At 71.7% G+C, this 13,223-nt stretch carries 13 protein-coding genes, 1 tRNA gene and 1 pseudogene; 10 read left to right on the forward strand and 5 right to left on the reverse strand.

What is annotated here, in order from left to right; all coding sequences use genetic code 11:
• From VF825_RS14400 to VF825_RS14410, 3 genes are all read left to right on the forward strand, one after another.
• A partial coding sequence (locus VF825_RS14400) for an HNH endonuclease signature motif containing protein (protein WP_331114484.1) occupies positions 1-492 on the forward strand: 492 nt, incomplete at its 5' end.
• Between the two features lie 247 nt (positions 493-739).
• Positions 740-2,179 (forward strand): NAD(P)/FAD-dependent oxidoreductase, encoded by a 1,440-nt coding sequence (locus VF825_RS14405; RefSeq protein ID WP_331114486.1) that lies wholly within the window; start codon positions 740-742, stop codon positions 2,177-2,179.
• Between the two features lie 113 nt (positions 2,180-2,292).
• Positions 2,293-3,165: an LLM class F420-dependent oxidoreductase gene (locus tag VF825_RS14410; RefSeq protein ID WP_331114488.1), complete on the forward strand. Its 873-nt coding sequence runs from the start codon at positions 2,293-2,295 to the stop codon at positions 3,163-3,165.
• A 195-nt stretch (positions 3,166-3,360) separates the two neighbouring features.
• On the opposite strand, the gene VF825_RS20110 is transcribed toward VF825_RS14410, so the two are convergent.
• A complete protein-coding gene (locus VF825_RS20110; protein ID WP_414695866.1) occupies positions 3,361-3,786 on the reverse strand; it encodes a GNAT family N-acetyltransferase in 426 nt (141 codons plus the stop codon).
• Positions 3,787-4,313: 527 nt separating this feature from the next.
• Positions 4,314-4,904 (reverse strand): annotated as a pseudogene (locus VF825_RS14415) (IS5 family transposase); the annotation flags it as partial.
• A gap of 132 nt (positions 4,905-5,036) precedes the next feature.
• On the opposite strand from VF825_RS14415, the gene tnpB reads away from it, so the two are divergent.
• Entirely contained in the window at positions 5,037-6,407 is a 1,371-nt protein-coding gene (tnpB, locus tag VF825_RS14420; RefSeq protein WP_331114490.1) for an IS607 family element RNA-guided endonuclease TnpB, read from the forward strand.
• A gap of 200 nt (positions 6,408-6,607) precedes the next feature.
• Here the strand turns inward: tnpB and VF825_RS14425 are convergent, their stop codons facing one another.
• Positions 6,608-7,000, reverse strand: coding sequence for a nuclear transport factor 2 family protein (locus VF825_RS14425; RefSeq protein ID WP_331114492.1), 393 nt, complete (start codon positions 6,998-7,000; stop codon positions 6,608-6,610).
• Between the two features lie 397 nt (positions 7,001-7,397).
• Here VF825_RS14425 and VF825_RS14430 point away from each other — a divergent pair, with 397 nt between their 5' ends.
• The 3 genes from VF825_RS14430 to VF825_RS14440 all read left to right on the forward strand — a co-directional run bounded on the left by VF825_RS14430 (position 7,398) and on the right by VF825_RS14440 (position 10,525).
• On the forward strand, positions 7,398-8,072 hold the full coding sequence (locus tag VF825_RS14430) for a peptidoglycan-binding protein (RefSeq protein ID WP_331114495.1): 675 nt from the start codon (positions 7,398-7,400) through the stop codon (positions 8,070-8,072).
• A gap of 115 nt (positions 8,073-8,187) precedes the next feature.
• On the forward strand, positions 8,188-9,804 hold the full coding sequence (locus VF825_RS14435; protein ID WP_331114497.1) for a hypothetical protein: 1,617 nt from the start codon (positions 8,188-8,190) through the stop codon (positions 9,802-9,804).
• Positions 9,716-10,525, forward strand: coding sequence for a hypothetical protein (locus VF825_RS14440; protein WP_331114499.1), 810 nt, complete (start codon positions 9,716-9,718; stop codon positions 10,523-10,525). Before VF825_RS14435 ends, VF825_RS14440 begins: the two co-directional genes overlap by 89 nt.
• Positions 10,526-10,621: 96 nt before the next feature.
• Here VF825_RS14440 and VF825_RS14445 read toward each other — a convergent pair.
• Both VF825_RS14445 and bcp read right to left on the reverse strand, forming a co-directional pair.
• Positions 10,622-10,706 (reverse strand) — tRNA-Leu (locus tag VF825_RS14445).
• Between the two features lie 86 nt (positions 10,707-10,792).
• On the reverse strand, positions 10,793-11,260 hold the full coding sequence (bcp, locus tag VF825_RS14450; protein ID WP_331114501.1) for a thioredoxin-dependent thiol peroxidase: 468 nt from the start codon (positions 11,258-11,260) through the stop codon (positions 10,793-10,795).
• Between the two features lie 80 nt (positions 11,261-11,340).
• On the opposite strand from bcp, the gene VF825_RS14455 reads away from it, so the two are divergent.
• From VF825_RS14455 to VF825_RS14465, 3 genes are all read left to right on the forward strand, one after another.
• The gene (locus tag VF825_RS14455) at positions 11,341-11,613 is read left to right on the forward strand and encodes a DUF3618 domain-containing protein (protein WP_331114503.1); all 273 of its coding nucleotides are present in this window, start codon (positions 11,341-11,343) and stop codon (positions 11,611-11,613) included.
• A 40-nt stretch (positions 11,614-11,653) separates the two neighbouring features.
• Positions 11,654-11,950 (forward strand): co-chaperone GroES, encoded by a 297-nt coding sequence (locus VF825_RS14460; RefSeq protein WP_331114507.1) that lies wholly within the window; start codon positions 11,654-11,656, stop codon positions 11,948-11,950.
• 35 nt (positions 11,951-11,985) lie between these two features.
• Positions 11,986-13,223: cytochrome P450 (locus tag VF825_RS14465; protein WP_331114505.1), on the forward strand; the 1,238-nt coding region annotated here is incomplete at its 3' end.

Here is a 13,223-nt window from a genome sequence, read left to right on the forward strand (position 1 = left end):
GTGCAGGCCCTGCGCCGGTCCACCGCGGCCGGCGGGGACGCCCCGGCCCAGACCAAGGCGCAGCTCTTCGTGACGATGAACTACGAGGACCTCAGGGACGCCTGCGGGTCCGGCACCGTGCTGGGCACCGGGACGACGCCGGGCACCGGGACGTTGCTCGCGCCGGAGACGGTGCGCCGGGTCGCCTGCGACGCCGCGCTCATCCCGGTCGTGCTCGGCACCCAGGGGGAGGTGCTGGAGCTGGGGCGCAGCCGGCGGTTGTTCACCCCGGCCCAGCTGAGGTACCTGTGGCTGCGGGACGGCGGCTGCACCATCCCGGGCTGCTCGGCGCCGCCGTGGTGGTGCGACGGGCACCACGTCACCCACTGGGCCAACGGCGGGGCCACCGACGTGGCCAACGCGGCCCTGGTGTGCGGGCGGCACCACACGATCGTGCACCAGCGCGGCTGGACCGCGACCGTCACCGCCACCGGGGTCACCTGGCACACCTGAGGCGCCCGCCCCGCACCCGGCCCCGGGACGGCCGGGCCGGCGGCATGCATGCGAGGGCGCAGGGCCGGTGGCCTGCGCGGGGTGCCATTGGCCTCTGATCCATGCGCAAGCTGCATGAGTGGCGATCGGGATGCATTTCCCCCGAAGGGATGCCCTGCCTAACGTCGAGAAGGCGCAGAGGTCCGGGAGAGGTCCCGGCGCGTACCCACCGGCCCCAGGCCATGACGCGCCAGAGATCAGGGAAGTGATGAACGTCCAGGTGTCTCAGCACAACCGCCATCGAGTCGTCGTGATCGGGTCCGGTTTCGGAGGGCTGTTCGGCACCAAGGCCCTGCGGCGTGCCGATGTCGACATCACCATGGTCGCCCGCACCAGCCACCACCTGTTCCAGCCCCTGCTCTACCAGGTGGCAACGGGGATCCTGTCCCAGGGCGAGATCGCTCCCTCGACGCGGGAGGTGCTCTCCTCCCAGAAGAACGCGCGGGTCATCCTCGGTGACGTCAGCGACGTCGACCTCGCGGCACGGACCGTCACCTCACGTGCCCTGGGCCGCGAGACCGTCACGGCATACGACTCCCTCATCGTCGCCGCCGGCGCGGGACAGTCGTACTTCGGCAACGACCACTTTGCCGAGCACGCCCCCGGCCTGAAGTCCGTCGATGACGCCCTCGAGCTCCGCGGCCGCATCCTCGGTGCGTTCGAGCTCGCGGAGCTCGCCGAGTCCGACGAGGAGAGGGACCGGCTGCTGACGTTCGTCGTCGTCGGCGCGGGCCCCACCGGTGTGGAGATGGCCGGCCAGGTCGTCGAGCTGGCGCATCGCACGCTGCGCCACGAATTCCGCCGCACGGACACGCGCGAGGCCAGGGTCATCCTGCTCGACGCGGCGCCGCAGGTGCTGCCGCCGTTCGGCCAGAAGCTGGGGGAGAAGACGCGCCGGGACCTCGAGCGGCTCGGGGTCGACGTGCAGCTCGGCGCGATGGTCGTCGAGGTCGACGAGCACGGCATCGAGGTCCGAGACCAGGACGGGCAGCGCCGCCGGATCGAGGCGTCGACCAAGGTATGGGCCGCAGGGGTCCAGGCCAGTCCGCTCGGTGCCCAGCTCGCGGAGCAGTCCGGCGCGTCGCTGGACCGTGCCGGCCGGGTGCGCGTGAACCCCGACCTGACCCTGCCCGGGCACGCCGAGGTGTTCGTCGTGGGCGACATGATGGCCCTGGACGACCTGCCGGGGGTGGCCCAGGTCGCCATCCAGGGCGCGAGGTTCGCCGCGAAGCGGATCATGGCCCGGCTCCGGGGCGCCACGCCGAGCGAGCCGTTCCGCTACGTCGACAAGGGGTCCATGGCGACGATCTCGCGCTTCCGTGCCGTGGTCCAGCTCGGCCGTTTCCGGTTCACCGGCTTCTTCGCCTGGCTGATGTGGCTGGCCGTGCACCTGGTCTACATCACCGGCTTCACGAACCGGGTTACGGCGCTGATGCATTGGGCGGTCAGCTTCATCGGCCGCGGCAGGGCCGAGCGGACCACGACGGCGCAACAGGTCTTCGCACGCCGGGCGCTGGCGCGGGCCGGCGACAGCGAGGCGGAGGATCGTGCCGACCCTCAGATCGGGGACCGGGCCGCGGCTCGGTCCGAGAACGAGGACGAGGACGAGCCCGTGGGTGCGCGACGGTCGGGCCGGTCCGCGGCCTGACGGTGCCCGCCCGGATGCCTCAGGGGCACATCGGGGAGACGATGGTGGGGACCGAACTGCCCGGACCGCGCTGCGGCACGTCCGGGTCGGCTGGAGCACCCTTGAGGAGTGGCATGAAGCTGGGACTGCACATCGCGGACTTCACCTGGGACGGCGGCCCGTCCGCCCTCCGGCAGCAGCTGGGGGAGGTGGCCCGGGGAGCCGAGCAGGCGGGATACGACCGGGTCAGCGTCATGGACCATGTGTGGCAGATCGGGCACCTGGGGCCGCCGGAGCACGAGATGCTCGAGGCCTACACGGCGCTCGGCTTCCTCGCGGCCGTGACCGAGCGGGTCAAGCTGCTGACCGTGGTGACCGCGGTCGTCTACCGCGAGCCCGGGCTGCTGGCCAAGGCGGTCACCACGCTCGACGTGCTCTCCGGTGGCCGCGCGATGCTCGGCATCGGGGCGGCCTGGAACGAGGAGGAGTCCCGCGGGCTCGGCTTGTTCTTCCCCTCCACGGCCGAGCGGTTCGAGCGGCTGGAGGAGGCGCTGCAGATCTGCCAGCAGATGTGGAGCGAGGACGACGGCCCCTACGAGGGCAAGCACTACCGGCTCGAGCGCACGCTCAACTCGCCGCAGGCCCTGAGCCGTCCCCACCCGCCGATCCTCATCGGCGGCGCCGGCGAGCAGAAGACGCTGCGGATGGTCGCCCAGTACGCCGACGCCTGCAACATCTTCGACTCGCCCGAGCTGGCCCACAAGCTCCAGGTCCTGCGCGACCACTGCGATCGGCTCGGCCGGGACTACGACGAGATCGAGAAGACCGCCCAGACGCGCTTCGACCTCGGCCCTCGTGGCGAACGGGTGCAGCAGACCATCGAGCACCTCCACGAGCTCGCGGAGCTGGGCATCGAGGTGGCGCACGGCACCCTCGCCAACGTGAGCCGGCCCGGGACGCTGGACCTCATGGCCGAGCGCGTGATCCCCGCCGTCGCCTCCCTCTAGGCGGCCGTCGGGGGAGCGTTGCCCCCGCAGGTGCAGCCGGACGGACGGCCCGGGAGTGGCGGCGCGCCGACCCGGACGACACCCAGGGGCAGGGGTGGGCGCCGCAAGGTCACGCAGCCCGGGCGGCCGGTCTCACTGGGTGTGTCCCTATTCAGACCAAGCGCGCTCGAACGCCGACACCAGGGAAAGGTGCTGCTACGACTCCGTTGGTCGTGCGACACCGAGCAAGGCCCGCACACCAGACGAGCCGGTGATCGTGATTGGTGTCGTGGGACGGACGAACCCCTCGCGATCCAGGATGAACTTGTGGTGGAGGGCGGCGGCGTTATCGCGCAACTCCAGCTTTGTCCCGTTCTGGGCGTACCCGACCTTTCGACTGACAGCGGCAGACCCAGGGTTGTCGGCGTGTGCGCCACTGGTGAACTTATGCGCGTCGAATTCATCGAAGAACAGCGCGCAGACCGCTTGGCGCGTCAGGGTGCCGATTCCTTGTCCCTGAACTTCCCGTGCCAGCCAGGAGAACGTGTCGGGGGTGCGAAGGACGGCGTACCGGGCCGCCTCAGCGCCCCTGGGACGCCGACGACTCTCCCGTTCCAGCGAGCGACCAAGGGGAAAGCCCATTCGTCAGACCCGAGCGAGGCGCGGTACTTCCAATAGCGACCGCCAAGGTCGCGGCCGAGTTTGACCGCGTCGCCGGAAGCCCACGAGTTCGGGAAGGGTCGCAGATCGTCGCAGTGGGTGCCCGACGCGGCGGCTCCCGCCAAAGCTGGAAGATCCTCGTCGCGTATGGCCCGCAGGGTTAGGGGACCTGCCTCCACCAGGAGGCTAAAGGCTGGCCAGATCTGTTCCAGGGTCACAGTCACCGAGCGATGGTGGCAGGTCCTCTCAGAAGAAACTACGCGGTATCCCGGCCGCTGATGCGGTGCGCGGGGTCAGTCAGGCTCCAGCGCGCCCGGCCGTCGGCGGGCTCGTTCCCGTGACAGATGACGCAGCGTCGTGGCGATGCAGGCGACCTGGAGCCAGCCGGTCGCTGACGTGGTGGTGTTCTCGAACGACTTCGCCAGTCGCCTGGAGCGTCCGAGTCGACCGTGGGCAACCTCGACGCGCCAGGCGTGCCGGATGGGGCGGAAGCCCGGCTGCCTGTCGTCCTACCCAACCCGGCGGACCTCGAGGTCGTGGTGTCGGCCGAGTGTGCGCGCGGCGGCCGCGGTGACACCGCGGTCCACCAGGACCAGCTCGAGCCGGCCGGTGACGCCTTGCTCGGTCAGGTGCTCCAGCATCAGCTCGCTGGCCCGGTTCTCGTGGGTGGAGGCGGGCACGACCAGGGCGGCCACTGGGAGGCCAGTCACGTCGACCGCGACGACGCGCTTGGCGCCCTTGGTGCGGCCGTAGGGGCCGCCGCGGTCGTGGAAGGTGAACCCGCCGTTCGAGGCGCCGCGGGCCAGGTGGGTGTCGACGACGACCATCGAGGGCGTTTCTTCGACGCGGCCGGCGGCCTCACGCGCGGCCGCGTGCAGCACCGTAAGAGCCTGTGCACACGTGCCATTGCGCGACCAGCGGCGGAACTGCGACCAGACTCGGGTCCATGGTCCGAACGACGCCGGGAAGTAGCGCCACTGGCAACCGGCCTGGGCGACGTAGAGCATGGCGTTCACCACGGTTCGCAGGTCCTCGGCGTGCTTGCGGCCGCGCTTGCCTGGCGCGTTGGACACTGGCTCGAGCAGGTCCCACTGGTGATCGGTGAGGTCACTTGGTCATGACATGCCGGGCACAGTGCCCACGGGTGCCGCCCGTGCAACAGGGACACACCCAGTCAGAGGGGTGTGTTCCCATTCGTGGTCGTGTCCGGGGTGTGCGGCACCATCGGCCCCGTGACGAACGACGCCGCCGTGACGCAGGACAGCCCCGTGCCGGTCTCGCACATCGGCGTGCCGCTGAGCCGGGCGACGACGTTCCGGTTCGCCCTCGACGTCAACCGCGAGCAGCACCGGCAGCTGTTGGCGTATGCGGGGGCCGCCCGGCTCGCGTTCAACCACCACCTGGGCCGGGTCAAGACGAACCTGGACCAGCGCGCCGCCGAGCGCAGCTATGGCATCCCCGAGGCGGGACTGACCCCTTCGCTGTCCTGGTCGAAGGTGGCGTTCATCAACGAGATGAACGCGTGGAAGACCGGCCGGGCTGCCACCAGCCCCGTCAACGCGGACGGCACCCGCGGGCTGCCCTGGCGGGACGAGGTGTCCGCGGACGTGTTCGAGTGCGCGTCGGTCAACGCCGCGCAGGCGCTGGCGAACTGGTCCCAGTCCAGAAAGGGGGGTCGGGCCGGGAAGGCGGCCGGGTTCCCCCGGTTCAAGTCCCGGCACAAGACGGCACCGGCGTTCCGGCTGCGCGCCAAGTACACCGAGGGGTCCGCAGCCCCGGTGCGCCCCGTCGGGCCGCGCGCCATCCGGTTCCCGAAGCTGGGTGAGCTGCGGGTGCACGAGCACACCGGCAAGCTGGCCACGATGCTCGAGGCGGGTCGGTTCCACGCCTACGCCGCGAGCTTCCGCCTCGAGCGGGGACGGTGGGTGGTTTCCGTCACCGGTGTCGCCGCGGCGTTCCACCGCCAGCGGCGCACCCCAGCCGGGCGGCACCCGGGCCGGGTGGGGGTGGACCTCGGCGTGCGGACCTTGGCCGTGGTCGCCGACGAGACCGGGCGCGTGCTGCACGCGCACCAGGGGGTGAAGGCACTGCAGCACGCCCAGGCCCGCCTGAGGCTGGCCAACCAGGCCCTTGCGAGAACCAAGCAGGGCTCGACCGGCCGGCGGAAGGCAGCCCGACGCCTGGGCAAGATCCACGCCCGCGTCGCCCGCCTGCGCGCGAACCTGCTCCACCGGATCACCGCCGACCTCGCCCGCGGGTATGCCTCGGTGACCATCGAGGACCTCAACGCCGCGGGGATGCTGTCCAACCGGCGCCTGGCCCGGGTGGTCTCCGACGCCGCGTTCGGGGAGTTCCGCCGGCAGCTGACCTACAAGGCCGCCTGGTATGGCACCGAGCTCGTCGTCGCGGACCGGTGGTTCCCCTCGAGCAAGACGTGCTCGGGCTGCGGGAACATCGACGCCGAGCTCACCCTGGCCGACCGGGTCTACCGGTGCGCCGCGTGCGGGCTGGTCGCCGACCGGGACGTCAACGCCGCCATCAACCTGGCCCGGTACACCCCGGCACCACCGAAGACTTCCCCGCCGCTCGTCGCGGCCGCCTGACAAGCGTCACCACCGTCTGCACCCGGATGGGCCGGGTCAAGAGCCGACCGTCACCTCGCACCACGAAGGGGCCTTGGGTCGGAACCAGCACAAGACCACACCCCAGGCGGTGTGGCGGCTGGAAGGCAACCAAGCACCCGCACCCCGCAGGGGGTGCGGGTCAAGGGAAGCCGGTGCGCCCCGAATAGGGACACACCCAGTCAGACCCAGAACGCCTCCACCTTCGCCAGAGAGTCGGCGGAGTACAGCCCGCTGACCTCGCGGATGAGTCCGTGTTCCATGCGCACCAGCTGGCAGCTGGTCACGTCAAGGGTGCGCCCTTTGAAGTCCCCCGTCGTGCGCTGGATGGCCACGATGTAACGGTCCCCGACCGCGACGTCGAGCAGCTCGGCGTGGAAGGACCCGCCGGACAGCGGCCCGAGGAGGGCTACGAACTCGTCCCTGATGGCGGGCCAGCCGTCATGGGTGCCCGAGATGGCACTCGACCCCGGAAGGACCCAGACGGCGTCCCAGGCGAAGAGCGTCTCCAGCGTCTCCATGTCCCGGGTCGCCAGGGCCGCATAGGCCCGGCGAACCACCTCTGCATCGCTCACAACGCAGCCTTCTTCCTGCTCACGCGCACGGCAGCGCGCAGGCGCGGACCTCCAAGGCTCATTGTCCGGGCGACCGGCCCGGACGGGTCCGTCACAGGGTCGACCCCAGCCACGACAAATGGGCGACCCGGCAGTGCGGGCCGGACGGCGGATGGCCACGACCCACCGCCAAGGGGAGAAGCAGGCTACGGCCGCGCAGGACACGGACGGTCATGGGGGGCGGCTCCGGCAACGGTTACGGCGGCGGTGCTCACGGAATCCCGACCAGGCGCCGTGCCGCCTGGCCCCGCGGGCGCGACAGCGGCGTTTGGCGCTGTTTGCGGACGCTCGTGTGCGGGTACGTCGCCTCCATCCACACACCAGGGGGCACGGCTGCCGTGCCGGGATGGAGTCAGTGATGAGCGAAGCCGATCTGCCGCCGCTGTCCAGGGATGAGCTCGCAGCCGAAGCCGGCACCGCGTTGCCGGACAAGGAGGTCATGTCCCTGCTGGACCTCAACGTCGACCTGAACCTCGCGCTGGATGTCGCAGCCCCGATCGACCTCGCCGTGGGCGCCAACGCCAACGTGGCGGCGCCGATCGACGCCTCGGTCGGAGCCAACGTCCTGTCCGCCGGCTCAAGTGCGGCGTCGCTGGCGCACCAGGACGTGAGCATCGACCAGGGCCTGTCCGGCTCCGCGATCGCCCACGCACCGCAGCACAGTGGCATCGACCAGACCGCGCCCGCCGGTGACACCACGCCCACGCCGACCGGCGGCACCACGACGCCGACGGGTGCTGACGCCCCGGCCACCTCGGGGGCCACAGCCCCCGACCCGGCCTCGGCACTCAACGGCGACCTGCTCAAGGTCGATGTCAACGCCGCCGCCGACGCCAAGCTCGCTGCACCCATCGACGGTGCCGTGGCTGCCAACGCCAACGTCGCGGCGCCGATCGACGCGTCGGTCTCGGCCAACGTGGGCTCCATCGCCTCGCAGGCCACCGCCATCGCCGACCAGCATGGGTCGATCACGCAGCACCTCGACGGGACCGCGGAGGCCACGGCCGACCAGACCTCGCAGATCAACCAGTAGTCGATCTCGCGTGGGCCTGACCTCATCTGCCGGCAGGACGCCGGGGGCTGACGCAGCCGCGTCGGCTCCCGGCGTCTCCACGGTGGACCCTTCCGAAGAGACCCAGCGCCCGCCCGTGCCGGCCGATGGCCTCGTGCTGCTCGGCGAGCAGCCGGGGTCCGGCTATCGCACACCACCCGCGCTAGTCAGGCGCGCTGACGGCCAGACGGTCCAGCTGACCAGATTGCTCTACCTGGTGCTCGAGGCCGTGGACGGCACACGCGGTCCCGCCGAGGTCGCCGAGGTGGTCAGCACGGCATACGGGCGACGGGTAGCCGCGGACGACGTCCGCGTCCTCATCGAGACCAAGCTGCGGCCGCTGGGGTTGATCCGGGCCACCGACGGTTCAGATCCCGAGGTCACGAAGCCGAACCCGCTGCTGGCGCTGCGCTTTCGGTGGGTCGTGTCCGACCCGGCTGTCACCCGGCGGCTCACGGCGCCGTTCGCCGCGCTGTTCACTCCGCTCGTCGTCGCGGCCGTCCTCGTGGCGTTCACGATCATCTCGGGCTGGGTGCTTCTGACCAAGGGGCTGGCCTCGGCCACGCATCAGGCATTCGACCGGCCGCTGCTGCTGCTTGTCGTGTTCGCCATCACCATCTTCTCCGCCGGGTTCCACGAGTTCGGCCACGCCTCCGCCTGCCGCTACGGCGGCGTGACGCCCGGCGCGATGGGCATGGGCCTCTACCTCGTGTGGCCCGCCTTCTACACCGACGTCAGCGACAGCTACCGCCTCGGTCGTGCCGGGCGGCTGCGGGTCGACCTCGGCGGGCTCTACTTCAACGCCATCGTGGTCCTGGCGATGTTCGGAGTGTGGGCCTGCACCCAGTGGGACGCGCTCCTGCTGATCATCGCCGCGCAGCTGCTGCAGATGGTGCGTCAGCTCGCGCCGATGGTGCGCTTCGACGGCTACCACATCCTGGCCGACCTCACCGGTGTGCCCGACCTCTACTCACGGATCGGGCCGACCCTGCGCAGCCTGCTCCCCGGCCACTGGGACGACCCCCGGGCCCGGGAGCTCAGGCCCTGGGCGCGCGCGGTGGTCACCGCATGGGTGCTGGTCATCGTCCCCCTCCTGCTCGTCACGCTGCTGCTCATGGTGCTCGCCCTGCCGCGAGTGCTCGGCACGGCGTGGGCCAGCCTGGGCGCGCAGTCGCATGCCCTGACCATCGACTGGGCCGGCGGCGACGTCGCGGGCGTGGCCGTCCGGATGCTCGCGCTCCTCGCGGTGGCGCTCCCGGTGTTCGGGTCCATCTACATCCTCGGCCGGCTCGTCCGACGGACCACGACGTCCGTGTGGCGGGCCACGCGGGGGCACCCGGGCCGGCGGGCTGTCGCCGCGGTGCTGGCCGGGACCCTGGTCGCCGGTCTGGCGTGGGCGTGGTGGCCCGATGCCAACCGCTACCGCCCGGTCGAGCGGTTCGAGCACGGCACGATCCTGGACGTCTTCCCGGCCTCCAGCTTCGGGGGACCCGGGCTCCGCGACGGGCAGATCGCCAACGCTCCCCACACGGTGTGGGCCTCGACGGCCGAACTCCCGACGAGAGCCCACCCGCAGCTGGCCCTCGTGCTCGTCCCCAAGCCCGGCGCGCCTAGCGCGACGAACGGTGCACACCCTGCTGCGGCGGGCACGACGGCCGGCCAGCCCCACGTGGATCTTCCCGTTCAACCGCCCGGGAGCCGCGGCTCCGGGTGACAACCAGGCGCTCGCCGTCAACACGACGGACGGGTCGACGGTCTACGACGTGGCCTTCGCGCTCGTCTGGGCCGACGGCGACAGGGTGACCAACCGCAACGAGGCCTACGCGTTCGCGAGCTGTTCGGGCTGCCGGACGGTCGCCATCGCCTTCCAGGTCGTCCTTGTCGTGGGTGACGCCAACGTGGCGATCCCGCAGAACCTCTCCGGGGCGGTCAACTACTCGTGTGCCCGCTGCGTCACCTACGCGTTGGCGCAGCAGCTCGTCCTGACCGTGCCCGGTGACCTCAGTCCAGCGGCGCGCCAGCGCCTGGAGTCTCTCTGGCAACAGATCGAGACCTTCTCGTCCGGCATCCAGGGTGTGCCCCTCGACCAGATCCGCGACCGGCTTCTCGCCTTCGAGGACCAGATCCGGAACCTGGTGGTGGCCGAGGCCTCACCGGGCGCCACACCCCCCACGACCCCAGGTGCCGCGGGCACCGAGGCCCCGGGCGCCGAGACGGGCACGTCGACGCCAACCCTCGGCGCCGGCCCCGGACCGGTCCCTCCGTCGCAGACGGGCAGCGACGACCCGACCCCCACCGCCGGCGTGGCCGGGCCGGTGCCGTCCACGACCGCCCCCACGTCGGCGCCACCGACAACGACGTCTCCGACGTCAGCAACGTCGACCTCTTCGGCCTCGCCGTCCTCAGCGGAGCCGAGCGCCGACGTCACGCCGTGACTGCCGGCACGCGGGCGAGAGCGGGTGACGCCCCCACCCGGGGAGCGCCAGCGCGCAGGCGCACAGGGCCGGGTCAGGGGCCATCGGCCTGCCTGCTGGTGCGGAAGAAGGGACTTGAACCCTCACGCCCGAAGGCACAGGAACCTAAATCCTGCGTGTCTGCCAGTTTCACCACTTCCGCGCGGCGCTGACTCTACTGAAACGGCCGGGTCTCGGTGGACACCACCGGGACCCGGCCGCACGGCATACCGGCCAGGGGTATGCCGTTCAGTCCAGTCCCAGCGCCTTGGACAGCGAGGCGACGTGGCCGGTGGCCTTGACGTTGTACTTCGCGAGGTCCACGGTGCCGTCCGGGCCCACGACGACGGTGGAGCGGATGACGCCGGTGACCTTCTTGCCGTAGAGCGACTTCTCGCCCCACGCACCGTAGGCGTCCATGACCGCGTGGTCCGGGTCGGACAGCAGCGGGTAGGTCAACGACTCCTTCTCGATGAACTGCTTCTGCTTGTCCGGGGTGTCGGGGCTGATGCCGACGACCTCGTAGCCGGCGCCCTGCAGCCGGGCCAGGGAGTCGCGGAAGTCGCAGGCCTCCTTGGTGCAGCCGGGCGTCATCGCGGCGGGGTAGAAGAAGATGATCAGCTTGCGGCCGGCGAAGTCCTTGAGCGAGACGGTGTTTCCGTCCTGGTCGAGCAGGCTGAAGTCCGGCGCGGGCTGCCGGGTCTCGAGGCGGGGCATGGGCTCCTCTTCCGTGGTCGGGGTGAGAACGCAAGGTCCAGTCTGCGTTATCGTCGCAGCACCGGACGGAGGGAGCCCCCATGGCTGAGGTCGAGCAGAAGAACACGTCGGTCGGCGCGATCGAGGCCGACATCGAGGCGACGCGTGACCGCCTGGCCGCGACCATCGACGAGCTCGCGTTCCGTGCGCAGCCCAAGGAGATCGCGCGGCGCGAGGTGGCCTCGGTCAAGGCGAGCCTGTACTCCGCCACCCACACCCGCGAGGGTGACCTGCGGGTCGAGCGCGTGGCTGCCATCGGTGCTGCGGTCGCCGCCGTGCTCGGCCTGGTCATCTGGCGTCGCACGCGTGACTGAGAAGCAGGGCACCCCGGCGGCCGAGCGGCTGCCGATCCGCATGTTGCACGACCGGGTCCTCGTCTCCCTCGAGGGCGAGCCCGGGGAGCGCCGCTCCGGCAGCGGCATCGTCATCCCGGCCACCGCGAGCATGGGCAAGCGCCTCTCCTGGGGCTCAGTCGTCGCGGTCGGGCCGAGCTGCCGCCAGGTCGAGGTCGGCGACCGCGTCCTGTTCGACGCCGAGGACCGCGCCGAGGTCGAGCTGCACAGCAAGGACTACGTCCTGTTGCGCGAGAAGGACATCCACGCCGTCGCGGCCACCCGCGTCGAGGACGGCCAGACGGGGCTCTACCTCTGAGCACCCTCGGCCTGCCCGGTCCCAGCTCGCTCGACATGGCCCGCGGGTTCGCGGCCATCCGCGACAACCCGTTGGCCTTCCTGGAGGACACCCGCCGCCGGTATGGCGCGCTGGTCGCCTTCCCGGTGCCGCGCACCACGGCCCTGCTCGTCAGCGACCCGGCCGACGTGCGCCGGGTGCTGCAGTCGGGGGCGCGGACCTGGAGCAAGGCGACGGTGCAGTACGCCGCGCTGGCCCGGGTCACGGGCCCCGGCCTGCTCGCTGTCGCCGACGACCGCTGGCTGCCCCGGCGCCGCATCGCCCAGCCGGCCTTCCACCACGCCCGGCTGGACGCGGTGTCGGAGAGCATCCGGGCGGCGGCCGGCCGGGTGGTGGGGGAGTGGGGGTCCCTGCCGGCGGACGGCGCGGTGCTCGACGTCGACGCCCTCGCCATGCGGGTGACGCTCGACGTGGTCGGCCGGACGCTGTTCGACGAGGACCTCGACGAGGTCACCGACGCGCTGGTGCACGCCACCGACGAGGCGGCCGAGCTCGTCGTGGCCCAGGGACGCCAGGTGGTGCCGCTACCGTCATGGGCGCCAACCCCGGTGAACCGGCGGCTGCGCCGGGCGGTGCGTGACCTGGACCGGATCTGCCGCGAGGTGATCGCCCGCCGCCGGTCGCGCGGCGTGGGGGAGTCGCACCACGACCTGCTCGGGCTGCTGCTCGCGGCCGGGCTGCCCGACGACGCGGTGCGGGACGAGCTGGTGACGATGGTCGTCGCCGGGCACGAGACGGTGGCCTCGGCCCTGACGTGGACGCTGATGCTGCTGGCCGAGCAGCCCGCCCACCAGGAGCGGCTGCGGGCCGAGGTCCGCGCCGCCGGGGACGTGCCCGCGCTGCGGCTGCGCAACGAGCTGCCGTGGACGCGGGCGGTGGTCGACGAGTCGCTGCGTCTGTTCCCGCCGGGATGGGTGGTCTCGCGGCGCGCGACCGCGCCCGACGTGCTGGGTGGCCGCGAGGTCCTCGCCGGCACCATCGCCATCGTGAGCCCCTGGCTGCTCCACCGCGACCCCTCGGCATGGCCCGATCCCGAGCGCTTCGACCCGGCGCGCTTCGACCCGGGGCGGGTCGAACCCACCCACGTCGACACCCCGCCGTCTGGCGCACGCGGAGCCGGGGCCGCGACCACGACGGCCCGGCCCGACTACCTGCCGTTCGGGCTGGGCCCGCGGCTGTGCATCGGGCGCGACTTCAGCCTGGTCGAGTTGACCGTGCTGCTGGCCGAGCTGCT

Origin of the sequence: Oryzihumus sp., from assembly GCF_036391795.1 — a bacterium.
GTDB lineage: Bacteria > Actinomycetota > Actinomycetes > Actinomycetales > Dermatophilaceae > Oryzihumus.

What these genes read in the sequence shown, in the direction of transcription:
- VF825_RS14405 (WP_331114486.1), top strand. Translation starts at nt 740, where the DNA reads ATGAACGTCCAGGTGTCTCAGCACAACCGCCATCGAGTCGTCGTGATC.
- VF825_RS14410 (WP_331114488.1), top strand. Translation starts at nt 2,293, where the DNA reads ATGAAGCTGGGACTGCACATCGCGGACTTCACCTGGGACGGCGGCCCG.
- VF825_RS20110 (WP_414695866.1), bottom strand. Translation starts at nt 3,786, where the DNA reads ATGGGCTTTCCCCTTGGTCGCTCGCTGGAACGGGAGAGTCGTCGGCGT.
- VF825_RS14430 (WP_331114495.1), top strand. Translation starts at nt 7,398, where the DNA reads ATGAGCGAAGCCGATCTGCCGCCGCTGTCCAGGGATGAGCTCGCAGCC.
- bcp (WP_331114501.1), bottom strand. Translation starts at nt 11,260, where the DNA reads ATGCCCCGCCTCGAGACCCGGCAGCCCGCGCCGGACTTCAGCCTGCTC.
- VF825_RS14455 (WP_331114503.1), top strand. Translation starts at nt 11,341, where the DNA reads ATGGCTGAGGTCGAGCAGAAGAACACGTCGGTCGGCGCGATCGAGGCC.
- VF825_RS14460 (WP_331114507.1), top strand. Translation starts at nt 11,654, where the DNA reads ATGTTGCACGACCGGGTCCTCGTCTCCCTCGAGGGCGAGCCCGGGGAG.